Genomic DNA, 24,912 nt, shown 5'->3' with positions numbered 1-24,912 from the left:
GTCCGCGCATCGGGGTTGGACGTGTCCGGACACGACACCGAGGAGGAGCTATGCCGCGCATCCCGAGGCCGGCTGACCGCATCACGCTGCCCCGCCGCGCGCACTGGAGTGATGGTGCCGCGTGCTCCGGCCAGGAGCCCGAGATCTTCTTCCCGGTCGGGACCGGTGGAGTTCCGGCGCAGCTGGAGACCGAGTACGCCAAGGGCTTCTGCGGTGTCTGTCCGGTCCGTCCGCAGTGCTTGTCGCACGCCTTGACGCGCCGTGAGGACTACGGCGTGTGGGGCGGTCTCGACGAGTACGAGCGGGCGGAGCTGCTGCGAGCGGCCCGCCGTACGGCCGAGCAGCAGCGGCGGCAGGCGAAGGCGAAGGCGAAGAGAGAGGCGGAAGCCGATGCCGTCGCATGAGGTTGTGGTGCCGCTGGCCGGCCTACTCGACTGGTCGCACCCGCGGCACTACGACGACGAGGCGCGGCCGTGCTGGCACTGCGGCGCTGCGACGAATCTGCGGGACGGGAAGAAGCTGCCGTCCTGCAAGGTGTGCGCGGAGGCGGATCGGGCGGAGATCACCCGGATCGTTGCCGTCTACGGCGGGGCGGTGCTGCCGTGCTGAGCCCGGATGTGCTGACGCTCTGGACGCGGCAGGGCCTTGAAGCGGCCCGCCACGGCGACGGATGGCTCGTCGCGGACACTGCCGGCCGGATCGTCTGGCAGGCCGAGGCGCTGGATCTGATCGCGGTGTGCCGGGTTGTCGCGGACACCGCGCTGAAGGCCCTCCTCACCCGGCACGGGCCGCCGGACGCGGCCCGGGGTGAGGCGTGGGTCCTCGACCAGCTCGGCGACGCCGAGGGCGACCCGGCCCGGTTGTTCGCGGCCCGGCTGGTCACCGCCTACTGCAACTGCGACGCAGAGACGGTGACCGCCCTCGCGGCGGCGATGGCCGGTGCCTCACCCGAGGAGCGGGCCGAGTCGCTCCGGTCGCTGATGACGTACGCGGCCGGGCTGGACGCCCGCGCCGCCCGGCAAGTCCACCCCCCCGGAAAGGAACTGAGCGATGAACGAGGACCAGGATCAGGAGTCCGTGCGGCGTGGTGTGCGGGGACCGCAAGTCCGGCGTCCGCGCCTCAAGGGCGAAGTCCGCGACCAGCTGCGTGCCGCCGTGGCGGCCGGCTATGCGAGCGGGTCGTCGATCCGGGCCCTGGCGGCCGAGCACGGCCTGTCGTTCGGGCTGACACGGATCCTCCTCATCGAGGCCGAGGTGCCGCTGCGGACCCGCGTCCGGCGACCCGGCGCGGCGGAGTGACCACGTCCTGAACACCCTCGCGGGGCCGGGCACCGGCCTGGCCCCGCCCGTCGTTTCCGGAGCGGAGCCCCTGATGAGCGTTGACCCGATGTCCTTGCCTCGCCTGTTCCACGGCGGCGTGCCCGGCCTCAAGCCGGCCGACCTGATCGAGCCGGGCCACCACCGCACGGTCGACGGGTGTCCGACGTGCGAGGCCCGCGCGCGCGGTGAGAACCGTGTCGTGCCCGGCCTCGGCGTCGTCGACCCGCCGACCGGCCGCCCGGACCGCGTGTATGCGACCTCGGACCGGGAGTACGCACGGCACTACGCATCGATGGCCTGGTACGGCGACCTGTACGTCGTCGAGCTGATCGGCAACGTCGAGCCGTCCGAGGAGGACCACTTCCCGACCTGGTGCGCCCCGGCCGCGCGGGTCCTGTCGGTCTACAGCCGAGCGGTGCAGCTCACCATGGCGGAGCGGCGCCGGCTGAACCGGCGGTGGAGGGTCGCGGACATGATCGCTGACCAGCGGCGGGCCGCGCACGCCGAAGAGGCCGCCTTCGTCGAAGGCGGCCCGCAGTGAACCAGTGGTCAGGCGTCGGGATCGCCCTTGGGGTCGACGGACTCGCCGAGGGCGACCAGGGCGCGCTCGTAGAACTCCATCGGCACGATGGCCGCCGCCCTCTTGCTGCGGCTGGTCAGCACGGTGATGGCCCCGTTGTAGCGGGCTCGCCCGACGGCGTCCGCGAAGGAGTTGCGGACCTTGGCGATGGACTGCTCGTACTCGTCCCTCGTAGCGCTCATGGGCTCACCGTACCTGACGGTCGGCCTAGATGTACATGAAAGCCATGTAGGCTATGATGTGCATCACGATCAAGGGGTGCGCGGATCGCATACGCCCTCGCGCCCCGCCAGCTGAAACACCACCCGACAGCACGACCGAGAAGAGACACCATGCGTCAGGAAGCAGTGCCCAGGGCGGCCGGTACCGCGCCTGCGCTGCTGGGTGTCCGTCCCCTGCGGGGGGTGTCCGATGACTAATTGGGCTCCCGACGTTCCGCAGGTCGTCCATTCCGAGTTGCCGCCCTTTGGGATCAAGCCGCACTGGGTGGCTTTCGCTTTCTCCGCACAGGCGAACCGGCTCTACGACCTCTACAACGCGCACGTGAACCGCGACCGGGGCGACCTAGTCGTCTGGCCGACGCTCGACGACCTGGCCTCGATGATGGGGCTGTCCCGCGGCGACAAGGTTGCCCCGTACATGCGGGAGTTGGAGACCGGCGGCGCGGTCGATGTGGAGACGCTGACGAAGACCGGAGGCAACGGCCGCCGGTACGTCATCACGCTGAGAGTGCACCCTCCGGAGGGCTTCACCGGTCCGCTCCAGTCGTCCGACTGGCACCACGCCAACCGAGACGGCCAGCTGGCCAGGACAACGATGGCCGGACGCGCCCGAGGCGTTCACCCGGATGAACCAGCAGAACAGGAGGTACCCCCTCTGGAGGGGGGGGACGTAGGCCCTCTCCTTGGGGGGGACGTACACCCCCCGGAGGGGGTGGTAACTAAGAACAAGCTCAACCAGAACAAGGAAGAACAACCAGCGCCTTCGGCGCGTAGCGCCGCTGACGCCCGTAGGGCTAGTGCGGGTAGTGGCGTGCGCGAGGAAGACAGCGGCTCCGCCGCGACGGACAAGACCGGTCCCGTCGAGGCTGAGGAGGAACCTGGAGATTCCGTCGCGGCCAGGCCGGTGCCTGGCCCTCGGAAGCCGAAGTCCGCGAGCGACAAGGGCACTGGGCCGGGGAGTCCGTTCCCGCTGGACGTCCGGCAGCGGATCTACGCCACGGAGGCACTGCTCCCGCCGGAGCTGCGGACCGTCCTCGCCGCGCAGTTCCCGTACGGCCACCTGCCGAACGTCAGCCGCCAGGTCATCGCCCGTGCGCTCGGGGACCGGACGCCCGACCAGCTCGGCGTACGGGCTGCCCGGCGTTGGACCGCGTACGGCTATGAGCGCGACCACCACGACGGCGTTCTCCGTTCCCCCCTCGGCGTGGTGGAGGAACTGCTGCGCCCTACCCCGTACTGCCCGGACACGGAGTGCGAGGACGGGCTGAACATCCACACCGGACACGCGTGCAAGCCGTGTGAGGCCCGGATCAAGGAGCGGCGCACTGACCGTCTCGCAGGGCGCTGGGTGCCGGAGCACCGGCCGCCGCGCCTCTACCGGGACCGGGAGCAGTGCGAGGTCTGCGATCAGCCGTTCCCCGGCGTCGTCCCGGACGACCGGGTGTGCCAGGAGTGCCATGCCGGACTGGACCGGGCCGCTGCCCATGTGAACGGCACCCCGGCCGGCGAGGCACCCGTGGAGACCGATCCCGGCAACTGCGCCGCCCCGCCGAGCAGCGCATACCGGCGTTGCCGCGAGCAGCAGGCCCAGACCCGGCTCGACGCCCTCCAGTCACCCGCCGCCCCGTTTTAGGAGGCCCGATGCCACCCCGCCGCTCACCCCGCGTCCCCGCCGCCCGCGTCGTCGGGCTCAAGGATCTCCAGGCGCGCATGGCGACCGCGAATGATCTCGCCTACCACCTGGATCTCACCAGCGTGCCGGAGGACTTTCAGACGGTCATGAAAGCGCTGGAAGAGGCGTACTGGATCGCCGCCGATCTCGCCCACCAGCGATCGAAGACCGGCTGCACCGACCACCCTCACGGCCCGGTCGACCCGGTCGCCCCGGAAGGCTGGAGCAGCTGCCTCTTCTGCAACAACAACCGCCGTCGCGGCGTCCAGCAGCCACGAGCCGTCACCGGGCAGCGCCTCACCGGCGCCACCTCCGGCCGCAACCGGCACGCGGAGCGTGTCGAGGAAGCCCGGCGCCCCTCCCCGCCGGAGGCCGCCCGCTGGCGCGAGCCCGACATCCGGCCCTCTCCCGCCGACGAGGATCCCGAGGCGGCAGTACGGCGCGAGCGCGCCCGGACCCACGCAGCCGCCGTGGACCGCGCCCGCCAGGACCGCGCCGCCCGCAAGAAAGCCGGCACCCCATGAACCCGGACTACCTGCCCCCGCTGGGGGCGTGCCTGCGCAAACTCGGCGAGTACGCCACCCGGCACGATGTCAACGACAGCACCCTCGCCGAGATCAGCGCAGACCTCGACCAGGCTCGCGCGCTGGTTGCCGGCGCGCGCGGCCAGCAGCGCGCCAACCGGTGCACCCGCCACCCCGGCTCCCCCGTGGACCCCAGCGCGACCAACGGGTGCCTGTTCTGCGGCAACCAGCAGCGCAGACCAGCTGCCGAGATCCCATCAGACCTCACCCCCGCCGAGGTACTGGCCTACCTCGACGAGCACGGCCACCAGGCCGCCGTGGACCGCTACGGCGGCCGGGCCCTGGCCCGCGCCCTCTCGATCAGCCAGCACCCCTCGAACACCCGGCTCATCCGCCAAGCCGACGAGCCGGACCACCGCGACGAAGGAGAGACCACCCCGTGAAGCTGCTCACCGCCCAGCCGGAGGACCGGATTCCGTTCCGGCTCTCGGACCGGCCGTACGACGACCACTGGCAGGGCTACGTCCTCGGTGAGGACGCCACCCACCGCTACCTGTGGATCTGGATGGGCTCCAACATCCGCGTGATCTGCGTCCCGACCGGCGAGACCGGCGGCTACGACCACGCCTGGTGCTACCCGCGCGACCCGGCCGCCGTCGAGGCCGCCGTCGAGAAGTGGGACCCCGAGACGCAGGACGAGCCGACCGGCTGGCACAAGCGCCCGACCTCGCCCCGCCGGGCCCCGCGCCGCGACGAGGAGCCGGAGTACAACCGCCCCCGCTGCGAGCACGGCTGCTACATCGCCGACGGCTGCCGGACCCTCAACTGCCGGAACGCCCGATGACGGCCTACCTGGCGGATATCCGGTTCGACCCGGACGACCACACGTCGTACTACTCCGTCGAGATCGACGCATCCGGCCCGATCGTCTACTCCGAGTGCTGTCACGAACGCATGGGCCTCACCACGGCCCGGCTGCTGCACGAGGCGCTCGGCCGCTGGATCGCCGACCAGCCCGGGATCCCGGCCGCGCCCACCACCACCGACGGAGACACCCCGTGACACTTCCTCCGGACTGGCCCGAGCTGGGCGGCATCGCCGAGGGCTACTACGCGGTACACGACCCGACCGCCCCGGACACCGTCATCTACTGGCGGAGGGTCATCACCGCGAAGGTCGACGGACTGAAGCCGTGGCCCGCGAAGGCGTCGTACGGGCCGCCCGTCCCGCGCCGGGCCGACGTCCCCGCCGACCCGGCCGCGCGCGAGCGGTTCGTCACCGCCTGGTCGCAGGTCCGGGCCGCCTACCTGACGAGGGTCGTCGACGCGATCCTCACCGACCCGGTCGCGGCCGGACGGCGGTTCGCCGAGTTCGGCATCCGCTGCTGCCAGTGCGGCCGGCCGCTGCGCGACGCCACGTCGAAGACGGTCGGGATCGGACCGGAGTGCCGCAGCGGCATGGACCCGGCTGTCCTCGCCCGGTACCTCACCCCGCAGGTCGGGCAGATCCACGCCGCCCACCTGGCCACCGAGGCCGCCCAGTGACCGCCCGGACGCCGCGCGGCGCGTTCACCGGACGGCCCTGCCGCTCCTGCAAGACGCCGATCCCGTCCCGGTTCTACCTGTGCTCCACCTGCTGGCTGCTCCTGCCGCCGCCCACCCGCGACGCCCTGTCCCTCCGAGACGAGTCGGCCGTGGCCCGCCTTCGTGCTCTGTACGACCACATCGACAGCGGGCTCCTGCTCGCAGACCTGGAGATCACCTCATGACCTGGAACAGCCGCCTCGACGTCGCCGAGGCACTCGAAGCCGCCGGATGGACCGGCGACTCGGACCGGCCGCTGGAGATCCTGCGCCACCCCTCCGGCGCCGTCTGGGCGGTCTTCAACGACGTCGGCGACTGCGGGGTGACCACCCCCAACGGCGCGAACACGGGCTTCCCCGGCGACACCCCCGACGCCGTCGTGATCGCCGCGTGCCTGGCCGCCTCCCTCCAGCTCGACCCCGCCCGCGTCGCCGAGCTGGAGGAGCGCTCCGCCTGGCTCGACTGCCTGGAGGCCGCCGGGCTCGACAGCTGGCCCGGCGTCGACACCGCCCGCGAGATCCGCAATGAGAAGACCGTCGGCCGGTGAGCACCGAGACCTGCGGCTGCGGTGCCCAACTTGCCACCGCTTGATGCCCGGCCGGCCCGCCCCGAAGGACGCGGGGCGGGCCGGACCGCGGCCCACCATCCCACCGAACCCACAGGAAGGACAGCAGGATGCCCGCCCCCGATCCGCACATCATGATCGAGGCCCTGGCGTATGGAGTCGTCGGCAAACGCGACGAGGGCCTGGCCCTGCTCCAGCCGATCGTCGATCAGGGGCCCAGGGAGACGTTCGCGCTCCTCTCCGCCCTCGCCGAAGCCACTTGCAAGAGGGCCCGCGACCGCGATGGCCCCGACGCCGCTTACGACCTGGTCGTCGAGGTCGCCGACGGCACGGTCTCCTCCGACCTCCTGCCGCCCGATATCCGGTTCGCCGGCCAGTTCATCACCAGCTGGGGCAACCGCCAGTTCGAGACCGCGCACGATCTGTTCTGGGCCATGGCCGAGCCGTCCGACCGTAACGGCACGTCCGTGCTCGCCGACTCGATCAGCGCCGTCTACGAACTCGCCGTGTGCGCCGCCCGCGAGATCGTGTCCGACCGCGTCCGCCAGCGTGTCCAAGACGGCGGCACCCAGTGAACCGGACGCGCCAGGCCGTCATCGCGGCGTACGCCACCGCATACGGTCTGGCCGTCTGGGCGGGCGCGCTCGCCCTCGACGCCAGCGACGCCCTGTCGGCGATCGGCCTGTTCACCGCGTCCGTCGGGCTCCTCGTCGGCATCCACCGCGAGTGCCGCCACGCGGCCCGGGTGATCTACCTCATCGGCACCTACCAGCACCTTCAGCCCGCCGATCCCGACTGTGACGCGGCCGTGGAGTACGCCACCGCAGTCCCTCCCGGCTGCTGGTGCGAGACCTGGTGGACCAGCCTCGGCACCGTCCACGCCAAGCACTGCCCGATTCACCGTTCGGCAAAGGAGGACATCCCGTGATGGACCACCCGCCCGACGGCGTCCCCGCCCTGGTGGCCATCGTCAGCCCGCTGGACCGCGACGAGGAGCCGTTCGGCTGGTCCGACCCCCGGCGGAACGAGGTCCCCCCGGAGATCACCAGCACGGTCCTCGGCCTCCTCGACGCCGAGGGCGTCACCGGAGCTCACGCCACCGAGCACAGCATCATCGTCCCCCTCGACGGACAGGCCCCCGGACTGCCCGGCCCGGCCGCCGCCGGAGAGCACCTGTACGTCCTGTGGGGCGTTCACCGGCCCGAGTGGTCCTGGGGAACCGCCCACCCCAACGCCCCTGCGGGCGGTCACCTCGCGCTGCTCCTCGCCCCGCCCGACCGGCCCGGCCTGATCGCCGATCAGATCATCCGCGTCCTGGCCACCGGCCGGACCCTACCCTGACGCCATCGCCTCCCGGCCGCCGCCCGGCGGCCGGGGTCCAACCCACCCTGGAGAAGCACCTCATGGGACGCTCAACGAACGCCCTCCTCGTCTACGGCTACGACCTCGGCGGCGACGGAGACGGAGACGGCTGGAAGGTGCAGGAAACCGACGAGTACGGCGGCCTCGCCGAACTCGACTGGTTCGACGAGGAGCACCCGGAAGCCGACTTCTGCGACGCCGTCGAGCGGCGGCTCCTGGCCGTCCTCGGCGGGTTTACCGAGGAGTGGACCGAGGATGCCCGGAACACTGGCTACTACGACCGGGAGAAAGCGGCGAAGGCCCGCGTCCACGTGAAGGTCGAGACGCACTGCTCCGACGGGGCACCGAGCTACCTCCTCGCCGTCAACGTCACCACCGCGCGCCGCGGTGACCCGGTCGTCATCGACGTCGACGACCTGACCCGCAGCCGGCTCGCCGCCGACTGGGACGACCTGCTCGCCGAGGCCCTGCAAGCCCTCGGCCTCACCCCCTTGCAGGCTGCCCCGGCCTGGATCCTCGCCTCGTACGCCGACGGCTTCTGACCGAACGGAAAACAGCACCATGAACACCACCCCGGTCCCGGCGACTGGCCCCGAGGCCGCCGCCCGCCTCCACCACACCGACCCCCGCATCCGCGCCCTGGCCATCGCCGCCCACAAGGCATCGCCCGACGCCCGCCGGCCATGGGCCGAGCTGAGCGAGGACGAGCGGCACACTTGGCGAACCTCGGCAAGAAACTGGCTCCGCGCCGCCGTCACCGTCGGCCTCCTCCCGCTCGTCATCCCCTCCACAGGCCAGGCCCTGGCCGCCGTGCCTCTCGACGTCGTCCCCGGCGACGGCCGGCCCCGAGCCGGGAGCCGGGGGCGCGCCCAGACATTCCGCGACGCCGCCCACGCCATCAGGCCCGAAGCGTTCGGCTGGGGTGGCCCCGACCACCACGACGCGTGGACCGAAGCCCGGAAGCGGCTCGACGAGATCGCCGAGGACGAAGAGGGCAGCGTCGGCGACTACCGCAGCGCCGACCAGGCCCACGCTGCACTCGTCCGGGTGGAAGTGTGGGCGGACGACCTTGACGAGGAAGTTCGCCGTACGGCGGAGCGAATCGACGTGTCCGACCCGGTCGCGGACCGGATTCGTGCTCTCCTCGACGGTGCCCGCCACGGCGAAGACCCTCTGTGACGACCGCCGAAGGGCCTACCATCCCCCGGCCGCGCGGCAACTCCTGCCGCGCGGCCACCTGATGAACGGAGCCCCCTCGTGGCCGACACAGCCAGCGTCCCCCCGCCCGACTTCGCCCCCCTCCCGCCGTTCTCCGGAGACGACACGGTGTGCGTGATGTGCTCCCACCCGGAGGCGTTCACCGTCTTCCGGCCGTCCGTCGCCCGCCTCCTGGTCGAGGAGTACAACGGCCGGACCGAGCGGCGCGGCCCGCTCCCGGCCCGGCTGGAGCGCCAGTGCCAGCGCTGCGACTACCAGTGGGACGAGGCGCTGAACCCGTCCCTCGGCCCCCGGCCGGCGACCCTCGACGACATCGCCCTGGCGCTCCAGCACGCCCACCAGGGATGGGCGCTCGACCTGTCCCCGGAGTGCGCCGAGCACATGGCGGAGGCGCTGCTGAGGATGTTCCACCTCCACGTCCGCCCCGACCACCTGCTGTGGGCGCAGGGCCCCCCGCTGCTCCTGATTCCCGCCGACGTCGCCGAGGCGGCCCGCCAGCAGCTCGACCCGCACCTGACCGCCCAGGTCCCCATCGCCGTCCCCCCGCCCGCGCCCGCCCCGGGCCAGCCGAAGGCCGTTCTGAATGGCGGGGGTGAGCCCTGCTTCTTCCCTGCAGCGCCGACCCCGCTCCAGGACCGGCACCAGCCCGAGTCCACCTCGTGACTGCCCTCGGACCGCGTCCGGACGGGCGACCGGACATCCGGACAGAATCCGGGACTGACCCTGACGCAGCGCCGGACACAGCGCAGCCGAGCGGCTGCAACCCCGCCCCCACCAGCCCGGACACCGTCAGGACATGCCTGGACACGGATGCGGCGGACATCCCGGACGGCGTCCGGATCGAGTACCGCGCCCGGGTGCCCCGACACCTCGCCGGCGCAGCGTTCGCCGAAGCCCTGAACCTCATCGCCCGTGAAAAGGGTGCCCACCAGCCCGACAAGGACTGACGACCATGCAGAAGATCCCAACCCTCTTCACCCGCGACTACAACGCCCGGCCCGCGCACGTCCTCCCCGAGATCACCTCCTCCTGCTCGTGGGTCGCCGCCGGCGAAGGCACCCCCACACGGAAGTGGGACGGAGTGTGCGTGATGCTCGACGCCACCGGCGCATGGTGGGCACGCCGCGAGGTCAAGGCCGAAAAGACCCCGCCCCCCAACTACCTCCTCATCTCCACCGACGAGGCAACCGGCAAGCGGATGGGATGGGAGCCCATCGCCCAGGCCAGTTGGAAGAAGATCCACGCTGAAGCCGTCGACGGCCTGGCGTCCGAATCCCCCGGCACCTACGAGTTGGTCGGACCGCGCGTCAACGGAAACCCCGACGGCTACGACACACACGTCCTCCTGCCTCACGGATGGGCCCCCCTGTCCGTGCGCACGGACTGCGACACCGCCCCCCGCGACTACGACGGCCTGCGGCAGTGGCTGCACGCCCGCCCGTACGAGGGCATCGTCTGGCACCATCCAGACGGACGCATGGCGAAGATCAAGGCCAAGGATTTCCCCCGGCCGTGAGCGATACGCCCCCAGCTGCACAGATGAACGCGCCCGCCCCGGCGTACGAACACCGCGCCGACGCCGCCCCCTTCACCTCCGCGCCCGAGTCGCAGCAGACCCTGTCCCCGGCCGACCGGCGCGCGGCCGTCCACGCGATCGCCGCCGCCTTCGACGTGCCCGTCGATCTCCTCCAGAAGGACCCGACCGAATGACCCCCGAGCAGACCCGAGCTGGCACCGCCCTCGTCCTGATCCGCCGGCTCATCCAGCACCAGGGCCTGACTGCCGAGGAGGCTGCCGCCGCCGTCGCTCAGGTCCACCGGGGCGACACTGGCCCCCACACGCGCCTCGTCGCCGAAGAGGCCGCCAGCCTTATGCGCGAGGCATTCGCGCCGATCCATGTGTTCATGGAGGCGCTGCGCCCGGCCGCCGAGGCCATCGCCCCCGTGATGGCTCAACTCGGCCGAGCCCTGCGCGCCGCCGTCCCCCAACCAGTGAACGCTCCCGCCCGGACCCGGCCCCCCTGGGCCTCCCCGTACGGGCCGCCGCCCCGGCGCCGACTTCCGTGAGCTGTCCCACGTCCCGCATGCACTCCATGAGCACACTGGATGGCCCCGCGCGGCCAGCATGAGAGACACCGAATGAAGGAGCCTCCACCATGGCCACGTCCGCCGCCGCCCGATTCGCCGCAGCCTACGCCGTCCTGACCGCCGCCCACGAAGTCGGCGACTACATCGTCCAGCGGGATGAGGAAGCCGAAAGCAAAGGCAAGCCCGGCCCCGAGGGGGCCGCTGCCTGCGCGCGACACGTCCTGTCGTACACGGCAACCCAGGGCGCGGCCCTGTGGGCGGTGAACCGCGCCTTCGGGCTCGGCCTTCGCCCCGGCCGCGCCTTCGCCGGCCTCGCCCTGTCGGCCGCGACCCACTACGCGGTGGACCGGTGCGCCGGGCACTGGGCCGAGGAGGGCGACGACGCCCCGCTCCTGGTCCGCGCCGCCCACGCCACCGGCAAGAGCAATTGGCTCAGCCGCGACCCCGGTGCCGGGGCGCTCCTCGACCAGGCGTGGCACAAGGGATGCATCGCCCTCGCGGCGGCCGTCGCCGCCGGACACGGCTGACCAGCACGGACACCGTCCGGACACGACGGGGGCCGCGATCGGCCGGGAAAGAGGAAACAGGAAACTCCCGGCATGAACCCCGCGCGGCCCCCTCGCCCGGCAAGACTGAAGCCATGACCACACACATCCGCGTGATCAGTTTCGGCTATGGCCACAGCGGCACCCTCGACGACGACGGCCGCACCGTCATCGAACCGCCCACCGCGGATATCACCCTCGACCTCCGGCGCGCCCTCCACAACCCGCACCACGACCCGAAGATGCGTCATCTCACCGGCCTGGACGATGCGGTCTACGAGCGCGTACTGGCCACCCCCGGCGCACAGCTCCTCGCTCACAACGCGGCCCTGGCCGCCCACATGCTCATGGACCAGGCGCAGCCGCAGGCCGTCACCATCGCCACCGGCTGTGCGGGCGGCCGGCACCGCGCCGTCGCGGTCGCCCGCGTGGTCCACACCCTCCTCGTGGACTTCGCGCGAGTCGGGGGATACGAGACGGACGTGGTCCACCGGGACGTTCATCGCCAGGTCCTCCCGTCCAGCAAGCACCGCTGACGGACTGGACATCGTCCGGACGGTGTCCGGATATTCTGTCCGCGCGGGTCGGACCGCTGCTCGCGCGGCCCTGGATCACAACTGGCGACCCTGCATCCGAGAACGACGAGGCCCTTCCCGCTGCACCTGCGGGAAGGGCCTCGTCGTTCTCGACGGCTGGTGGAATCACCCCGGTTGAGCCCGATAAACGAACGATGAACGAGCAGTTCGCGCGCGCCGGTCGGGGGGAGGGGGCGGCCTACGCCGATCGGCCGTCGCCCTCCTTGCTCTCTCCCGGTGACTTCAGGTCCGTCCGGGCACCCTGGCGCTTCGGGTTGTTCTCCATGAATCGGGCCACCGCCGACTCCCGCCAGCGGAGGCGGGTACTTCCTGGCGTCGGCTCCGGGTCGGGGAAGTCCCCTCGCGCCCTCCATCCGTGGATGGTCGTCCGGCTGACGCCGAACCGCTGCTTGATTTGAGCGAGGGAAAGCAGATCGTCCCCCCCTCTGGCCGGGCGCTCCTCAGACATAGGCGTCATCCTCTCCAACTTCTTGACAAATGGCAAGAAGTTGCTAGCCTGGTTGTGTCAGCACAAAGCCCCGGCTCGCGCGGTCGCACGCAAGAGGTCCGGGGCTGCTGAAAGCAGTGGCCCGGGAGTCGCATCCCGGGCCACCACCCCGAACCCGAGCGGTCGCACGCGCGGATCGGGACACGCCAAACCTGCTATCGACAGGAATGACGCATGAGCCAGCTTACTGATCTGAAACTGGCGAGCGAAGAGGCGGCCGTACGTGCCGTCGTCCTCGCCGTCGCCAGCCACTTCACCGAGACGCGCCCCACCGAGGCCCTGGAGCGGCAGGACCTCCTCGTCGCCTTCGGCGCGAGCGCGTACAAGCTCACCGACCGCAGCATCAGCGGCGGAGCCGACACGATCGCCCGCATCGCCCTCGACGCCTCCCCCGAGCCCACCAGCGGGCTCACCCGGGGCGAGTACGCGCTGTGGCTCCGCAAGCACATCGCCGAGACCGACCAGGCGTGGGGCGGTGACGCCGACGAGCGCGTCATCCCCACGCTCCCGCGCCCCCGCACCGAGCCGACCCCGACCCCGACCGGCGTGCCGAAGGGCGGTCGCGCCTGATGACCGAGCAGGAGAAGGCCGCCGCCGCGTACAAGGCCGCCGCCCCGCAGCGCGACCCGCGGTCCGTCAAGGACGCCCAGCGCGCCGCCGCCGCCAGCGCCGGCAACTCGGCCGCCGCGAAGGGAAGGGCCCGATGAGCGACGCCCCGACCTGCTGCGGACGCCCGATGAGCCGCAGCGGCTCGCAGTACGTCTGCAAGAAGTGCAAGAGCTGGGTCCAGCCCGGCGTCATCACCCACCACCCCGGCGACTCCGACCCGAACCCGGACGAGGTCCTGCGCCGCGTCCTCGCCCGCGAGGGGAGGACGCGGTGAGCGAGCAGCAGAACGCCCAGCCCCCGACCGAGCAGCAGCGGTGCCTCCAGGAATACCAGGAGCACAAGGAGCGGGTAGCCGCGACCGGGACCCTCCCGCCGGTCGGCCTTGGTACTCCGACCACCCCGGGCAACGGAGGCAGGCGATGAGCCTGCTCCCCACCTGGCTCCGCAGCGGCAGCGACCGCGCCTTGGCCGCCTCCTCGTACGCGGGCCGCCGGTCCGCCACCGAGCGGGCCGCCGCCAAGCAGCGGACCAGGGCCCGCACCCGCCGACAGGCGGACATCCGAGAGGCCGCCCGCGCCGGACAGGCGTGGGAGGAGCAGGACCGCCGCCGCTTCCGTTAGCGGCGGCAGACCGGCCGGCCCGCCCCGATCCCCCTCGGGCGGGCCGGCCATCCCCGTGTCGCGACACAGAGAGGCAAGACCGATGGACGAGGCCACCGAGCATCGTGTGCCCGGCGTCAAGTACAAGAAGGTCCGACGCCACCGGCAGGAGACGACCGTCATCGACGGCCGCCCCTCCACCCGGCCCGTGGGCTACGACGCCTGGGAGCCCCAGCCGCCGCGCGAGTGGGACGAGACGATCCTCCGCGCCCTCACGTGCATCGCGATCGTCTTCCTCGTCGTTGCCGCAGTGGGGACCGCCGCCAGCATCGGCGGACTCCTCGCCCCCCTCGTACCGGGCCTCGTCGCGTACGGCATGGGCACCGTGTTCACCCTCACCTGGGTCTACTGCCTCGGAATCGAGTGGCTGAACAGGGTTTCCCCGCAGCGGGCCCGCCCCGCCCAGATCGGCGGCTGGGTCGCCCTCCTGGTGGGCATGGCGGCCGTCTACACCTACGGCGAGACCCTGGGCCACCCGGAGGCGGGCATCGTCGGAGCCTGCACCGACCTCCTCGCCAAGGGGGCGTGGTGGCTGCTGCTGCGCCACCACGCTGTGCCCTTGTCGGACCGCGTCGCCCACTGGGTCACCGACCAGGAGCAGCAGCTCGCCGGTCGGGCCATGCTGTCTGACCGCATCACCCGCCTGAACCGGCGCGCTGCTTACCAGAGCGCGATCGGCGGCAAGGAGTACGAGGCGGCCGGGGCGATCCTCGCCACCGAGCAGGCCACCACGGCCCTGCCGCCCGCCCAGGAGCAGCCCGCTCAAGCCCTGGCCCCGCAGATGTCCGGACAGCCGACCGGGACAGTGTCCGTCCAGGTCCCCCCGCCCCCCGCACCCCCGGCCGCGCCGGTGCCTCCCGCGCCAGCACCCCCTGCGTACGAAGAGCCGGCCGGGTCGGTGTCCGTCCAGGTCCCCCCGCCCCCCGCACCCCCGGCCGCGCCCGCACCCCCGGCCGCGCCGGTGCCTCCGGCACCGCCGGTCACCCCAATCTCCGGGGGTTCGATGGCCGCCACGATGCGCCAGATCCTCAAGGCCGACCCGAAGATCAGCGACGACGACCTGACCGCCCAGATCCGCGCCGCGCACGGCGACCGGCCGAACCTCACCGAGACCATCCGCCGCACCCGGTCCCGAATCGAGAAGGCGTCATGACCCTCGCCCTGGTCCTCGCCGCGGTCGCCGTTGCTGCCTGGTACGTCCAGCAGCACCGGCGGCCCGGTGCGGGCTCCTCCGCCGCCGCCCGAGCCCGTAGCCTCCGCAGTCCCCTGGTCCGCCTTGCCGACCTCGCGGGCATCCAGACCGCACGCGGTCGCCAGGCAGACCAGTGGGCCGCCGGGGCAGTGGGGGAGCGGCGCACCGCCGCCCGCCTCCGCCCCCTGGCCCGCGAGGGCTGGACGGTCCTCCACGACCGCGCCCTGCCGACCGGCCGGGCGAACGTCGACCACCTCGTGATCAGCCCGAGCGGCATCGTGATCGTCCTCGACAGCAAGAAGTGGTCGGCCCGCTACCCGCTCCGCGTCTCCGGCGGCCGGCTGATGCACGGCGACCGCGACGTCACCGACCGGCTGCGCGGCATTCGCCACGAGGCCCGCGCCGTCGGCCAGGCCCTCGGATGCCACGCAGCACCCCTGGTCTCCATGGAAGGCGCCCCGATCGCCGCCGGGGAGCTGGTTCTCGACGGCATCCGGATCGTCCCCGCAGACCGCACCGTGCCCGTCCTGCGCTCTCTGAACCGCCGTCACCGCGCGGCGGGGGAGCACCCCGGCCGCCGCGCCGCCGCCCTCTTCACGCCGTACCGAAGGAAGTGACCGCGTGGACCGCACCGACGATCAGCCCGAAGACGAGGCCCCGGCCGAGAGCCCGGCCGAGAGCCCGTTCCGCGTCCGTGACGTCTTCCAGTTCGGCCGGGCCAAGGACGAGCCGGAGAAGAAGGTCGTGGACACGGCACAGCCCGTGGCCGCCGAGCCGCCGGCCATCCCCGCCCAGGTCGCCACCCCGGCGGCCCGGGTGGAAGTGCCCGACCGCGACGGGCACCGCCTCCCCGACTGGTGGGCCCCGAAGAAGGACATCACCCCGCCCCCGCAGCCCACCGGCGACAGCGTGAAGTGGATCAACGGCGTTCCCCACCACGTCCCCGCTCCTGACCCGTGCGAGCACCCGGCCCCGCACGAGGTCCGCGCCAAGCCCACCGGCATGCTCGTCGCCTTCTGGTGCGCGGACTGTGAGACGCAGCTCGACGTCCCCCAGGACTACGACGAACTCGACGAGGAGACCGACGAGGAGACCGGCGAGGACGAGGCTGCCAGCGAGGAAGAGGGCGAGGGTGGCGACACGGTCCCCCCGACGATCCGCCGACGCTGGCTGTACGGCAAGAACCCGAAGAAGGAGTACGAGCGCCCCAGTTATAGGGCGCAGCCCTTCAACCCCAAGGCGTCCGTGACCGAGTGGTGGGGGAGTCTGCGCGGGCCGACCCGCCACGGCCTCTACAACGGCACCGCCCTGGCCGGCGGATTCGCGGGCGGAGTCCCGCAGTTCTTCACGGCCGAGGTCGCCTACCTCGCCGCTACGTACGACTCGTGGACCGACTTCTACGTCTGCATCTGGTACGGCATCGCCGTCGCCATCTGGTGTTTCGACCACAAGTCCCGGAGCTGGCTCCCGCCGATCGCACTCCTCGCCCGTATCCCACTCGTCTCGATGGTCGTCGGCGTCCTGCTGTACGGAACGTCGGCCGAGGTCTAACCCAGAACGGAAATCCTGACCATGTCTGTCATCGGTGGCCTCGGCTCCTTCGGCGTCGCGGCCTTCCTCGTAACGCTCCTCATGTTCGGCACCGGTAAGAACGCCGGCAAGGGGAAGATGCCCGAACTCGGCTGGGGTGCCGTGTTCGGCCTCAGCCTCCTCGCCGGAAGCGGCCTTGCAGCAGCAGGTGATCCCCTGAAGTTCCGCAGCATCGTGCAGGACATCCTCGGGGTCCTCAACGACGTCGGTGTCACAGTCGGAGGTGGCCGGATCACCATGGCTGGCCTTGCCGTGATCCTGCTCTCGATCATCCTGTACCGCAAGCAGACCACCCGCACCCTGGCAGTCGTCACGATCCTGTTCTCCTTCGCCGCCGGATCCTCCGGCGGATCCCTGGCCGTGTTCATGAACATGTTCGATTCGATCGTGAGCCGGATCTCCTGATGAGCCCCGCACACCTTCACGCCGTCCCCGGGCCCGACGAGGAGTCGGGCTCGGGGACATGGCCGGTCCCGACCCCTGCGGTCGTCCCTTCGCTCGACGCCGACGCCGACGCCCCGTCCGCGCATGCGCCCTCCGAGGCCGCCGAAGGAGCCGAGCGCGAGGAGGCAGGGGAGCAGGCCCGCCCCCGCGGCTTCGCCCTGCCTGAACTCCGGCAGTACGCCGACCCGCGCCCGCTCGCCGAGCTGGGCCCGCTCGCCGTCGAGGTCGGCAAGAACGCCAGCCCGCACCTCCTGCGCGGTCTACGCCATCTCCTACGCGCCCTGAGCAGCCTCCTGACCGCCCTGTGGCAGATGCTCTGCCTCTGCGCCACCGGCCTCACCATGCTCATAGTGCTCGGCATCCAGTGGCTCACTGGCCAGATCGGATCGAAGGGCTCCATCGGGGCCCGCTTCGCCGGCACCGGGTTCGCCGTCTACTGGGTGGCGCAGCTGTCACAGCGGAGCTGGATCACGCCCTGGATCGTCGGGGGAGTGGCGCTCACTCTCGCCGCCCTGGTCGCCTCCGGCCAGATCGAACTTCCCGAAAGCAAATCCGTGAAGGGGGCCGCGAAGGGGGAGAAGGGCGAAAAGGGCAAGGCCCCCGCGAAGGACAAGAAGGACGCCCCCGCGAAGAGCAAGGCTTCGGCGGAAGGCAAGAAGGAGGCCACCGAGGAGGCGTCGAAGGAGGGTGCCCCCGCTCCCCGCGGCGGCCTCTTCGCTCGCCTTCGGAAGCGCCAGGAGGCGACCGGCGAGGAGGCCGGCAAAAAGGACGACGAGAAGGTCGACTCGGCCCTCCTGGAAGAGGTCGAAGAGGAGTCGGGAGAGCAGCCGGAAGCGGAGCCTGAAGAGCAACTGGAAGAGGAGCCGGAAGAAGCCGCTGCCAGCCTCTCCCGGCAGGACCTGATCCGGGCTCTCCACCACCTCTACCAAGGGGGCAGCGGAGTGCTTCACACGACCCTCCGCGCACACCTCTCCCTGCCCGATACTCGGGCCGTGAAGGGGCTGCTGGATGAGGCCGGTATCCCCTATCGGGCGGGGGTGCGCTCACCGGCCGGGAACGGGCCCGGCATCCACCACCACGACTTCCCGCCACTGCCCCCTGCTCAGGACCCCCCCCAAGGGGACGTTGTTGTTGCAGGTCAGGCCGCCAACACCAACACCAACAACACCGCCAACGCCCCGGCAGAGGGGGGCGACCCGGCCGCCGAGCGCTGGATCGCGGAGGACATCGCGGCCGGATACCGGTTCATCCAGGACGCCGACCGGGGTCCGACCGCATGGAAAATCCAGCATTATGAGGGGAGGTGATCTGAAATGACGGAGGCAGCGATGGGCTACCAGTACCGGTGCGAGCGATGCAAGACGACGTCGCCCTCGGTGCTCACCCAGGCCGGCGCGACCGAGGAGCGCCGCAGGCACCGCGAGGAGTTCCACGGCGGCCACGTCCCGGACGGCGAGCAGATCATCCAGCCCGAGCCGTTCCGGCCCTCGGACATCCCCCCGGGGCAGTGGATCGCAGGCGGCCTGATGGCTCTTCTCCTCGTGATCCTGATCATGGCCCGCGCCGCCTAGGCGGCCCGCCCTCCCCCGGCGGGCCGGGCACGCGCAGTGGCCCCGCACGAACTCCGTGCGGGGCCACTGCGTGTCTTCCGGGACGGTGCGGCTCCGCCCGTCCGACAGCTGGCAGGAGGCCGTCATGGCAGGTGCGACAGCGTCGCATGCGGGCGTTCCCCGACGGCCACCTCGTCGCGCAAGCAAAGGGCGATATTGCGTGTCAGCACCATGCTTGACTGAGTGCGTGACCACGGAATCCGATACCGGCGACCAGGCCCACGACTGGTACACGGCCAGCCTCCACGATGTCCTGGAGGACGCCGCCCTGGACAACGACGACCGTGCCTTCACCGAAGAGGCGTTTCCCGAGGCGTTCGCCACGGCGCTGGCCAGACTGCGCGCGCTCCCGGGCGTCCCCCCGGAGCGCGATCCGGTCGTGGACGCCTTGGAGCTGGCCCTGTCGGACATCCGGACCGCCGTGGAGCGGGGCATGATCGCGGAGGACCCGTTCCGGGCGGGCCGGTCCGCCTACCTGCGCCTGTTCAACTGAGCCTCCCGCCAGGTCGCCCGGCGGGAGGCAGGGCCGTGTCAGGCGGCGGGCCTGCGCAGGACGATCACGGTCGCGTCGTCCCGGTAAAACTCCCCGGTGTCCTTGTCGTTCTCGCCCTCGGCGGCGGCTACGAGCGCGTCAGCCAGGGCCTGCGGGTCATCGGCGTGCTCCCGGCACAGTTCCTCTGCGGTCTCCGGGGTCACCTGGTCCGAGACCCCGTCGCTGTAAATGATCACCAGCGGGATGTCCTCAGGGATCTCCACCTGGCGGCACGTCATCTCGGTCGCCTGGGAGAGGCCGAGGCGCGCCCAGTTGTCCTGAGTCTCGGTGACCTCGACGGGCAGGACCTTGATTGTCTTGCCGCCGTTCCAGCGCAGCCACTCGCCCATGGTCTGGTCCGTTGACCACAGGGTCAGCTTCTCGCCGTCCCAGCCGCACACCCGGCAGTCGCCGATCCAATGGACGCTGGTCGGGAGTCCGGGCTCCACGGAGGCGATGGCGGCAGACACGTGCGGCGGATACTCGTACGCGTGCGCCATGCGGCCGGCGGTGATCAGGCCGACGAGCCCGCCCATGGCCATCCCCGTCAGGGCGACCGTCGACGGTGCGAGCCGGGCGTAGTCGACGACGACCTCGTGGTGGCCAGCCCCGTCCACGACGACCGCAGACACCCGTTCACCGCGCCGGTGGACGTGCCATCCATCCGCGTACGGCGGCTCGGTCCCGGGCCGCTGCGCAACGCCGACGGTCACCACGGGTGCTGTCGTCTTCTCGGTGTCTGTGTCTGCCACTGGGCTCCTCAGTCGTGGATGGATCGGACGGTGGGCTTCCGAAGCGGCGGAACGCCGTGCTCCTCGGCGATGCTGCGTACGGTCGCCTCGGTCCACGGGGTGTGCTCGGCGACGCGGGCGTGGGACACCTTCGCGGCCCGAAGGTCGTCTGCGACCGCCTTGCGTGTCGCCTGTCGCTTCTCCTCGTAATCCTTTCCGGCCTTGGTGAGGGCGGCGAACGCGGCGGCGATTTCCGGACTGGGTTTGTACGTGGGCGGGTTGCCGCCCTTCGGCCGGGGCGGGATGCCGTGCTCGTTGGCGATGCCGCGTACGGTCTCCTCGGTCCACGGGGTGTGCTCGGCGACGCGGGCGTTGGACTGGCCGGAGGCGCGCAGCTCGTCGGCGACCGCGCGGCGGGCGGCCTGGCGGGCCGTCTCGAACGCTGCCTCCTCGGTCTTCAGATCGGCGAGTGCGGTCACCAGGTCGGCGCTCGGCGTGTAGGGGGTGCGGGTCTTCTTCGGTCGGGCGGTCATGCGGAGGAGTGTTCCACAAGTTGAGTTCGGTAAGCGCGAGTGCCGTTGGTGCTGCGCAATCTTCCTGCGATTTCTTTAGCCAACACGATTTACCTAAGTCTTCTTGGGTATGATGGGGGGTGACCCACTCACCACCCACCTCGAAAGGCCAGAACCATGCCCCACGCGCTCCCCCTCCACCAGCAGGCTGGGATCATCCCGGTCCGCAGTGCCAGCGGCGTCCTCCCCCACTACGCGCAGAGCGCGGTCGACAAGGCCCTGTGCGGCCGGCGGACCGGCACACGCCTCACCGACGCCGAGCTGGCCGACGTCGACCGGTTCTGCTCCCCGTGCACGAAGGCCGCCGAGAAGCTGGCCGCCGAGCGCCCTGCGGCCACCGAGCCTGACTCCCCCCTGACCGCCGCCCGCTGCTCCGCCGACCCGATCGAGCCCGGCGAGCGCAGCGCCGAGATCCTGGCGCTCGCCGAGGCGGCCGACCAGGTCCTCGTTCACGACCGGTACACCTCCGACCCGCACGGCGCGGCCCCTGGCGAGACCTCGACGCTCTGCCACGAGGGCACCGTGAGCGGAAAGCTGGACGAGGAGCAGTCCGCCCTGTCCGGCGAGCGCGAGAAGGCCGCCCAGGTGCGGATCGACCGGCTGATCTCCGAGGCCCGCCAGACCGCCGAAGAGGCTGGCGCCCGGGTGCGCACCAACCCGGACGCGACAGACCCCGAGTGGAAGGCGGCCCTTAACCGCCTGACCATCGCCGTGGACTACCTCGCGAAGCACGACCCGGTGTATGCAGCCGAAGCAAACCGGGCCGCTGCCGAGCTGGAGGCCGCTCCGGCCGCGTGGACCAGGGGCAGCGCCCCCCGGCACTCCGAGCACCCGGACGTCATCGCAGCCCGCACCGTTCTCGCCGGGATGAAGGGCGCGAACCTGACCGACGAGCACGACATCACGGACCCGGCCGACACCGACGTCCCGGTGAGCGGCTTCGCGGTCGAGCCCCGCGGCCACGGCCTGGTCGCCGCCTACTGGATCGAGCGCGGCCTCGCCCGACGCCGGGACGACGGCTTGCACGGCCCGTGCCTCGAAGCCGTCCGTGACCGGTTCGCGGACGCCGGATGGGCTGTCGAGCCCCTGCGCCTCAGCTCCCTGTGCGTCTTCGCCCACCGGCCGCAGCCGGACCCGGCCCGCGCCTGACCCGCACCAGCACACCGGGGCGGGCCGCCCGGCCCGCCCCTCCACCATCCAACGGAGGAGAACCGCCATGTACGACGTCACGATCGAGCACCCCGCCATCGAGGAGCGAACCTTCTTCGCCAGTGGCCCCGGCCCGCTGCGGGACATCGTCTGGGGCGTTGCCCGAGCCCAGGGCGAGCCCGTCACCGACCACCTGGCGATGATCGCCGAGGTCGGCGCCCTCCGGTCCCGCGCCGACATCGAGGGCGAGGGAGAGCTGAAGATCGGCGAGATCACCGTACGCGTCCGGAACGCCGAGGGCTGCGAGGGCCACCAGGGCGAGGACGCGGTGCTCCTCGGCGGCCCGGAGTTCTGCGACGGCTCGTGCAGGCCCCGGAAGCTGTTCAAGAGGGGCGCGCTGCTCGACCTGGCGGACGCGCTGGAGGACGCCGACCTGGAGGCGTCCGGCGGCTGCTCCGGATGCGGGCTGGGTGCCGGGCAGAGCTGCGCGGGCTGCGGGAAGTGCAACTGCGACCGGCACGACGGCTGCGTGAGGCCCAAGAGTCAGTAGTCCGACCGGCTGCGCGGGTGCTCGCCCCCAGGAGGGGGCGGGCATCCGACTTCCAACTCGGCTTCTTTGCCTACCCTTTGCCACCCCAGGAATCCAAACCTATTTTACCTAAAGTCACTTGGGTATGATGGGGGTTGACACCACACACCACCCACCAAAGCGAAAGGGGCGGCCATGAGCGCCACCGAGCCCGCCCGCTGCCTCAAGTGCCACCGGATTCTGCGCTGCCCCTCGCCCGACGGCTATGGCCCCAAGTGCCGGGCCAAGGTCCGCCGGGCCCGCGCCAACGCCACCGGCCATCACGCCTGGCAGGTCACCAAGGCGGTTGAGCTCCTGGAGCTCGGCGCGCTCGTCCCCCTCCGGCGTCACCGCAGCCGGACGCAGATCTTCCTCACCGTCTCCGACGACGGCAGCGAGGTCTACCGGACGGCCGCCTCCGGCCAGTGCAACTGCCCGGCCGGCCTGCGCGGAACGCGCTGCTACCACGTGGCCGCCGCCGCCATCGTCGCCGCCGCCTGAACCACAGAGAGAGGACCGACGTCATGAACGCTCGCTCGAAGGCCGCCCACCGCGCCCTCCTCCTCGCCGGCATCACCCTGGGTCGCGCCGACGGCCACCCCGAGTCCCGCGCCCTGCGCCTCACCGCCCGCGCCCTCGACCAGGCCGCCTCGGTCCTCAACGGCCGGACCGGAGACCAGGACATCACTGGCCGCGCCCGCGCGATTCTCCACCAGGCCCGCACGGCCGCCCCCATCGAATTCCCGTGCGAGGTCATCGGGTACGTCTCCGCGCCCCTCGTCGGCCACCTGCCCGGCGTCGGCGACCTGATGCCCGCCAACCCGCTCCACGCGGTCCGCGAGCGCGAGCTGCGCGCCCGCCTCCTGGCGATCCTGTCCAGCGGCCTCCTCGACAGCAGCGACGGCCAGGAGGTGACGGCCGCACTGGTCGCGCTCCTCGACCTGCACACCGACCACCATCACCTCGCCGGCGAGGTCGCCGACCACGGCCGCGCGGACGCGCACCCCACGGTGTACCGGCCGAGCACCGGCACCCGCACCGCCCAGCACCTCCCCGGACGCCTCACGGTCTTCGACGGCGGCCTGATCCTCGTCGAGCTGCCCGTGCCCTTCGGCATCACCCCCGGCGAGATCTGGCAGACCATCCGCACCGCCCAGCCCGCCACCACGCTCGCCGCGGCCTGACCCACACTCGTCCAAGCAGAGAAGAACGGAGCCCCTATGCGCACCTATACGACTGCCCAGAACACCGGCCTGCGCACCACTCAATGCGACGCGACCGCCGTCCACACGGCCCCCGATGGGACCCGCGCGTACGTCCTCCTCGACGGCATCGGCTCCACGGAGGAGGTCCGTGAGTGGACCCGCACCGCGGCCCGCCGCCTGGCCCGCGCCGCCTCCCGCCGCGCCGACTCGGAGGCCGGACTGCGCCACATCTACGACAGCTACGCGGCCGAACCGAACCGGCAGGACCCGTACATGTGGCGCTACATGCCCTCGGCCGCCGCGGTGGTCGCCGTCCTCGCCCCCGACCAGCGGCTGAAAGTTGCGTGGGCCGGCGACTGCCGCGCCTACCTCCTCGTACGCGGCATCACCCGGCGTCTGACCGAGGACCACAACATGCGCCGGGTGTTGCCGCCGACCCCGAGGTTCCCCAGCGGCGGGAGCCGGAACGAGATCACCTCGTACCTCGGATCCGGGCGCACCGACGACGAGACCATGAGCAGGTATGGCCACCCGGCAATCGAAGCGGTGACCATCCAGCTCGACGGACCGTGCCGCCTCCTCCTCGCCAGCGACGGCGCGTACGAGCCCCACCAGGACGCCGGCCACGACCTGTTCGCCGAGGTCGACGAGGACCTGTCGACCGGCATCGCCCTGCGGTTCGTGGACGCTGCGATCGAGACCGCCGTGCGCGCATCCCTGGCTGAGGGTCCGCATCCCTACGCGGACAACGCCACCGTTCTCCTCGCCGACATCGGCTGACCCGGACGCTCCCGGACGCTGTCCGGACACGTCCGCCCGGACAGTGTCCGGACAGCGTCCACTGTGTCCGAACTGCGGTTTTCTCTCGGATCGCCCCGGAACTCCAGCGGGTCACACGCGTTGGGCGTAGTGACTAACCACTATCCGCCCGGACGGTGTCCGGTGGTATCCGGACACCCCAAAGGAGCCCCAGAGGATGAAGAGTCCCCCCTCCCAAGACCCCGACCGTGGCCATCGCGCGCGTCCTGCTGAGCTTTGACCTCACCCAGGGCAAGGGTCAGGACTTCCGAGTCGAAGGCGGCTCGATCTCGTCGGCGTTGGCCGCGATCGTCTCGTCCGCGTCGCGGGTGAGGGCGAGGACGTGCGTGCCGGAGCGCTCGCCGTTGCGGAACGGCTCGGCCTCTTCGCCGAAGACGCAGGAGCGCGCCGGCGCCCCCCCCCGGGGGGGGGGGGGGCGCGCGGGGCGGCTCGCCCGCTCGGGGGGGCTGCGGGCGGGGGGGGGCGGGGGGAG

45 protein-coding genes are annotated in these 24,912 nt (G+C 71.8%); 40 read left to right on the top strand and 5 right to left on the bottom strand.

Annotation, left to right across the window (positions count from 1 at the left end):
* The first annotated feature begins 50 nt into the window (after positions 1-50).
* The 4 genes from IE247_RS08025 (at position 51) to IE247_RS08010 (ending at position 1,861) form a co-directional block, all read left to right on the top strand.
* On the top strand, positions 51-404 hold the full coding sequence (locus tag IE247_RS08025; RefSeq protein WP_190122251.1) for a WhiB family transcriptional regulator: 354 nt from the start codon (positions 51-53) through the stop codon (positions 402-404).
* Entirely contained in the window at positions 391-609 is a 219-nt protein-coding gene (locus tag IE247_RS08020) for a hypothetical protein (RefSeq protein ID WP_190122250.1), read from the top strand. Before IE247_RS08025 ends, IE247_RS08020 begins: the two co-directional genes overlap by 14 nt.
* 441 nt (positions 610-1,050) lie before the next feature.
* The gene (locus IE247_RS08015; RefSeq protein ID WP_229868854.1) at positions 1,051-1,299 is read left to right on the top strand and encodes a helix-turn-helix domain-containing protein; all 249 of its coding nucleotides are present in this window, start codon (positions 1,051-1,053) and stop codon (positions 1,297-1,299) included.
* An 88-nt stretch (positions 1,300-1,387) separates the two neighbouring features.
* Positions 1,388-1,861: a hypothetical protein gene (locus tag IE247_RS08010; protein WP_229868851.1), complete on the top strand. Its 474-nt coding sequence runs from the start codon at positions 1,388-1,390 to the stop codon at positions 1,859-1,861.
* An 8-nt stretch (positions 1,862-1,869) separates the two neighbouring features.
* Here IE247_RS08010 and IE247_RS08005 read toward each other — a convergent pair whose 3' ends face one another.
* Entirely contained in the window at positions 1,870-2,082 is a 213-nt protein-coding gene (locus IE247_RS08005) for a type II toxin-antitoxin system Phd/YefM family antitoxin (protein ID WP_190122248.1), read from the bottom strand.
* A 304-nt stretch (positions 2,083-2,386) separates the two neighbouring features.
* Here IE247_RS08005 and IE247_RS08000 point away from each other — a divergent pair, with 304 nt between their 5' ends.
* The 19 genes from IE247_RS08000 (at position 2,387) to IE247_RS07910 (ending at position 12,213) form a co-directional block, all read left to right on the top strand.
* Positions 2,387-3,754, top strand: coding sequence for a hypothetical protein (locus IE247_RS08000; RefSeq protein ID WP_190122247.1), 1,368 nt, complete (start codon positions 2,387-2,389; stop codon positions 3,752-3,754).
* Positions 3,755-3,762: 8 nt separating this feature from the next.
* Positions 3,763-4,317 carry a hypothetical protein gene (locus tag IE247_RS07995; RefSeq protein WP_190122246.1) on the top strand — a complete coding sequence of 185 codons (555 nt, stop codon included), beginning with the start codon at positions 3,763-3,765 and terminating at the stop codon, positions 4,315-4,317.
* Positions 4,314-4,760, top strand: a complete 447-nt coding sequence (locus IE247_RS07990) for a hypothetical protein (protein WP_190122245.1) — start codon at positions 4,314-4,316, stop codon at positions 4,758-4,760. Before IE247_RS07995 ends, IE247_RS07990 begins: the two co-directional genes overlap by 4 nt.
* Positions 4,757-5,161 (top strand): hypothetical protein, encoded by a 405-nt coding sequence (locus IE247_RS07985; protein ID WP_190122244.1) that lies wholly within the window; start codon positions 4,757-4,759, stop codon positions 5,159-5,161. The genes IE247_RS07990 and IE247_RS07985 overlap by 4 nt, the downstream gene beginning before the upstream one ends.
* A complete protein-coding gene (locus IE247_RS07980; protein ID WP_190122243.1) occupies positions 5,158-5,379 on the top strand; it encodes a hypothetical protein in 222 nt (73 codons plus the stop codon). Before IE247_RS07985 ends, IE247_RS07980 begins: the two co-directional genes overlap by 4 nt.
* Positions 5,376-5,861: a DUF6011 domain-containing protein gene (locus IE247_RS07975; protein ID WP_190122242.1), complete on the top strand. Its 486-nt coding sequence runs from the start codon at positions 5,376-5,378 to the stop codon at positions 5,859-5,861. Before IE247_RS07980 ends, IE247_RS07975 begins: the two co-directional genes overlap by 4 nt.
* Positions 5,858-6,085, top strand: coding sequence for a hypothetical protein (locus IE247_RS07970; protein ID WP_190122241.1), 228 nt, complete (start codon positions 5,858-5,860; stop codon positions 6,083-6,085). The genes IE247_RS07975 and IE247_RS07970 overlap by 4 nt, the downstream gene beginning before the upstream one ends.
* Positions 6,082-6,447 (top strand): hypothetical protein, encoded by a 366-nt coding sequence (locus tag IE247_RS07965; protein ID WP_190122240.1) that lies wholly within the window; start codon positions 6,082-6,084, stop codon positions 6,445-6,447. Before IE247_RS07970 ends, IE247_RS07965 begins: the two co-directional genes overlap by 4 nt.
* A 128-nt stretch (positions 6,448-6,575) precedes the next feature.
* Complete coding sequence (locus IE247_RS07960; RefSeq protein ID WP_190122239.1) at positions 6,576-7,040, top strand: hypothetical protein; 465 nt, start codon at positions 6,576-6,578, stop codon at positions 7,038-7,040.
* Positions 7,037-7,393 carry a hypothetical protein gene (locus tag IE247_RS07955; RefSeq protein WP_190122238.1) on the top strand — a complete coding sequence of 119 codons (357 nt, stop codon included), beginning with the start codon at positions 7,037-7,039 and terminating at the stop codon, positions 7,391-7,393. The genes IE247_RS07960 and IE247_RS07955 overlap by 4 nt, the downstream gene beginning before the upstream one ends.
* Positions 7,393-7,806 carry a hypothetical protein gene (locus tag IE247_RS07950; RefSeq protein WP_190122237.1) on the top strand — a complete coding sequence of 138 codons (414 nt, stop codon included), beginning with the start codon at positions 7,393-7,395 and terminating at the stop codon, positions 7,804-7,806. Before IE247_RS07955 ends, IE247_RS07950 begins: the two co-directional genes overlap by 1 nt.
* Positions 7,807-7,868: 62 nt before the next feature.
* Entirely contained in the window at positions 7,869-8,369 is a 501-nt protein-coding gene (locus IE247_RS07945) for a hypothetical protein (protein WP_190122236.1), read from the top strand.
* A gap of 19 nt (positions 8,370-8,388) precedes the next feature.
* Complete coding sequence (locus IE247_RS07940; RefSeq protein ID WP_190122235.1) at positions 8,389-9,006, top strand: hypothetical protein; 618 nt, start codon at positions 8,389-8,391, stop codon at positions 9,004-9,006.
* Positions 9,007-9,084: 78 nt separating this feature from the next.
* Entirely contained in the window at positions 9,085-9,708 is a 624-nt protein-coding gene (locus tag IE247_RS07935; RefSeq protein WP_190122234.1) for a hypothetical protein, read from the top strand.
* Positions 9,709-9,997: 289 nt separating this feature from the next.
* Positions 9,998-10,561: an RNA ligase 1 family protein gene (locus IE247_RS07930; RefSeq protein WP_190122233.1), complete on the top strand. Its 564-nt coding sequence runs from the start codon at positions 9,998-10,000 to the stop codon at positions 10,559-10,561.
* Complete coding sequence (locus tag IE247_RS07925) at positions 10,558-10,755, top strand: hypothetical protein (RefSeq protein ID WP_190122232.1); 198 nt, start codon at positions 10,558-10,560, stop codon at positions 10,753-10,755. The genes IE247_RS07930 and IE247_RS07925 overlap by 4 nt, the downstream gene beginning before the upstream one ends.
* On the top strand, positions 10,752-11,111 hold the full coding sequence (locus tag IE247_RS07920; protein WP_190122231.1) for a hypothetical protein: 360 nt from the start codon (positions 10,752-10,754) through the stop codon (positions 11,109-11,111). Before IE247_RS07925 ends, IE247_RS07920 begins: the two co-directional genes overlap by 4 nt.
* An 89-nt stretch (positions 11,112-11,200) precedes the next feature.
* Complete coding sequence (locus tag IE247_RS07915; RefSeq protein ID WP_190122230.1) at positions 11,201-11,659, top strand: hypothetical protein; 459 nt, start codon at positions 11,201-11,203, stop codon at positions 11,657-11,659.
* Between the two features lie 113 nt (positions 11,660-11,772).
* Entirely contained in the window at positions 11,773-12,213 is a 441-nt protein-coding gene (locus IE247_RS07910) for a RapZ C-terminal domain-containing protein (protein WP_190122229.1), read from the top strand.
* 238 nt (positions 12,214-12,451) lie between these two features.
* Here IE247_RS07910 and IE247_RS34955 read toward each other — a convergent pair whose 3' ends face one another.
* Complete coding sequence (locus IE247_RS34955) at positions 12,452-12,721, bottom strand: helix-turn-helix transcriptional regulator (protein WP_373305524.1); 270 nt, start codon at positions 12,719-12,721, stop codon at positions 12,452-12,454.
* 213 nt (positions 12,722-12,934) lie between these two features.
* Between IE247_RS34955 and IE247_RS07905 the strand changes: the two genes are divergently transcribed.
* The 12 genes from IE247_RS07905 (at position 12,935) to IE247_RS07850 (ending at position 19,357) form a co-directional block, all read left to right on the top strand.
* Entirely contained in the window at positions 12,935-13,330 is a 396-nt protein-coding gene (locus IE247_RS07905) for a hypothetical protein (protein ID WP_190122228.1), read from the top strand.
* Positions 13,330-13,467: a hypothetical protein gene (locus IE247_RS07900; RefSeq protein ID WP_190122227.1), complete on the top strand. Its 138-nt coding sequence runs from the start codon at positions 13,330-13,332 to the stop codon at positions 13,465-13,467. The genes IE247_RS07905 and IE247_RS07900 overlap by 1 nt, the downstream gene beginning before the upstream one ends.
* Complete coding sequence (locus IE247_RS07895; protein ID WP_190122226.1) at positions 13,464-13,643, top strand: hypothetical protein; 180 nt, start codon at positions 13,464-13,466, stop codon at positions 13,641-13,643. The genes IE247_RS07900 and IE247_RS07895 overlap by 4 nt, the downstream gene beginning before the upstream one ends.
* Positions 13,640-13,792 (top strand): hypothetical protein, encoded by a 153-nt coding sequence (locus IE247_RS07890; protein ID WP_190122225.1) that lies wholly within the window; start codon positions 13,640-13,642, stop codon positions 13,790-13,792. The genes IE247_RS07895 and IE247_RS07890 overlap by 4 nt, the downstream gene beginning before the upstream one ends.
* Positions 13,789-13,989, top strand: coding sequence for a hypothetical protein (locus IE247_RS07885; protein WP_190122224.1), 201 nt, complete (start codon positions 13,789-13,791; stop codon positions 13,987-13,989). Before IE247_RS07890 ends, IE247_RS07885 begins: the two co-directional genes overlap by 4 nt.
* Before the next feature lie 82 nt (positions 13,990-14,071).
* Positions 14,072-15,181, top strand: coding sequence for a hypothetical protein (locus IE247_RS07880; protein ID WP_190122223.1), 1,110 nt, complete (start codon positions 14,072-14,074; stop codon positions 15,179-15,181).
* Positions 15,178-15,837, top strand: coding sequence for a nuclease-related domain-containing protein (locus tag IE247_RS07875; protein ID WP_190122222.1), 660 nt, complete (start codon positions 15,178-15,180; stop codon positions 15,835-15,837). Before IE247_RS07880 ends, IE247_RS07875 begins: the two co-directional genes overlap by 4 nt.
* A 4-nt stretch (positions 15,838-15,841) precedes the next feature.
* Complete coding sequence (locus IE247_RS07870) at positions 15,842-16,771, top strand: hypothetical protein (RefSeq protein WP_190122221.1); 930 nt, start codon at positions 15,842-15,844, stop codon at positions 16,769-16,771.
* A gap of 21 nt (positions 16,772-16,792) precedes the next feature.
* A complete protein-coding gene (locus IE247_RS07865) occupies positions 16,793-17,215 on the top strand; it encodes a hypothetical protein (RefSeq protein ID WP_190122220.1) in 423 nt (140 codons plus the stop codon).
* Entirely contained in the window at positions 17,215-18,561 is a 1,347-nt protein-coding gene (locus tag IE247_RS07860; protein ID WP_190122219.1) for a hypothetical protein, read from the top strand. Before IE247_RS07865 ends, IE247_RS07860 begins: the two co-directional genes overlap by 1 nt.
* Before the next feature lie 6 nt (positions 18,562-18,567).
* Positions 18,568-18,825, top strand: a complete 258-nt coding sequence (locus tag IE247_RS07855; protein WP_190122218.1) for a hypothetical protein — start codon at positions 18,568-18,570, stop codon at positions 18,823-18,825.
* 226 nt (positions 18,826-19,051) lie between these two features.
* Positions 19,052-19,357, top strand: a complete 306-nt coding sequence (locus IE247_RS07850) for a hypothetical protein (protein WP_190122217.1) — start codon at positions 19,052-19,054, stop codon at positions 19,355-19,357.
* A 38-nt stretch (positions 19,358-19,395) separates the two neighbouring features.
* On the opposite strand, the gene IE247_RS07845 is transcribed toward IE247_RS07850, so the two are convergent.
* Entirely contained in the window at positions 19,396-20,148 is a 753-nt protein-coding gene (locus IE247_RS07845; RefSeq protein ID WP_229868849.1) for a SpoIIE family protein phosphatase, read from the bottom strand.
* A gap of 8 nt (positions 20,149-20,156) precedes the next feature.
* Positions 20,157-20,660, bottom strand: coding sequence for a hypothetical protein (locus tag IE247_RS07840; protein WP_190122216.1), 504 nt, complete (start codon positions 20,658-20,660; stop codon positions 20,157-20,159).
* Positions 20,661-20,816: 156 nt separating this feature from the next.
* Here IE247_RS07840 and IE247_RS07835 point away from each other — a divergent pair, with 156 nt between their 5' ends.
* The 5 genes from IE247_RS07835 (at position 20,817) to IE247_RS07815 (ending at position 24,401) form a co-directional block, all read left to right on the top strand.
* Positions 20,817-21,848 (top strand): hypothetical protein, encoded by a 1,032-nt coding sequence (locus tag IE247_RS07835; RefSeq protein ID WP_190122215.1) that lies wholly within the window; start codon positions 20,817-20,819, stop codon positions 21,846-21,848.
* Between the two features lie 67 nt (positions 21,849-21,915).
* Positions 21,916-22,398 (top strand): hypothetical protein, encoded by a 483-nt coding sequence (locus IE247_RS07830; RefSeq protein WP_190122214.1) that lies wholly within the window; start codon positions 21,916-21,918, stop codon positions 22,396-22,398.
* Between the two features lie 174 nt (positions 22,399-22,572).
* Positions 22,573-22,917 (top strand): hypothetical protein, encoded by a 345-nt coding sequence (locus IE247_RS07825; protein WP_190122213.1) that lies wholly within the window; start codon positions 22,573-22,575, stop codon positions 22,915-22,917.
* A 23-nt stretch (positions 22,918-22,940) separates the two neighbouring features.
* Positions 22,941-23,600, top strand: a complete 660-nt coding sequence (locus IE247_RS07820) for a hypothetical protein (RefSeq protein ID WP_190122212.1) — start codon at positions 22,941-22,943, stop codon at positions 23,598-23,600.
* A gap of 36 nt (positions 23,601-23,636) precedes the next feature.
* A complete protein-coding gene (locus tag IE247_RS07815) occupies positions 23,637-24,401 on the top strand; it encodes a protein phosphatase 2C domain-containing protein (protein WP_190122211.1) in 765 nt (254 codons plus the stop codon).
* A gap of 277 nt (positions 24,402-24,678) precedes the next feature.
* Here the strand turns inward: IE247_RS07815 and IE247_RS34190 are convergent.
* On the bottom strand, positions 24,679-24,912 hold a 234-nt coding region (locus tag IE247_RS34190), incomplete at its 5' end, for a hypothetical protein (protein ID WP_229868839.1).

It is taken from the genome of Streptomyces inusitatus, from assembly GCF_014651115.1.
Lineage (GTDB): Bacteria > Actinomycetota > Actinomycetes > Streptomycetales > Streptomycetaceae > Streptomyces > Streptomyces amakusaensis.
Note: the sequence above shows the minus strand (reverse complement) of the source record. Positions and strands in the feature narration are given on the sequence as shown.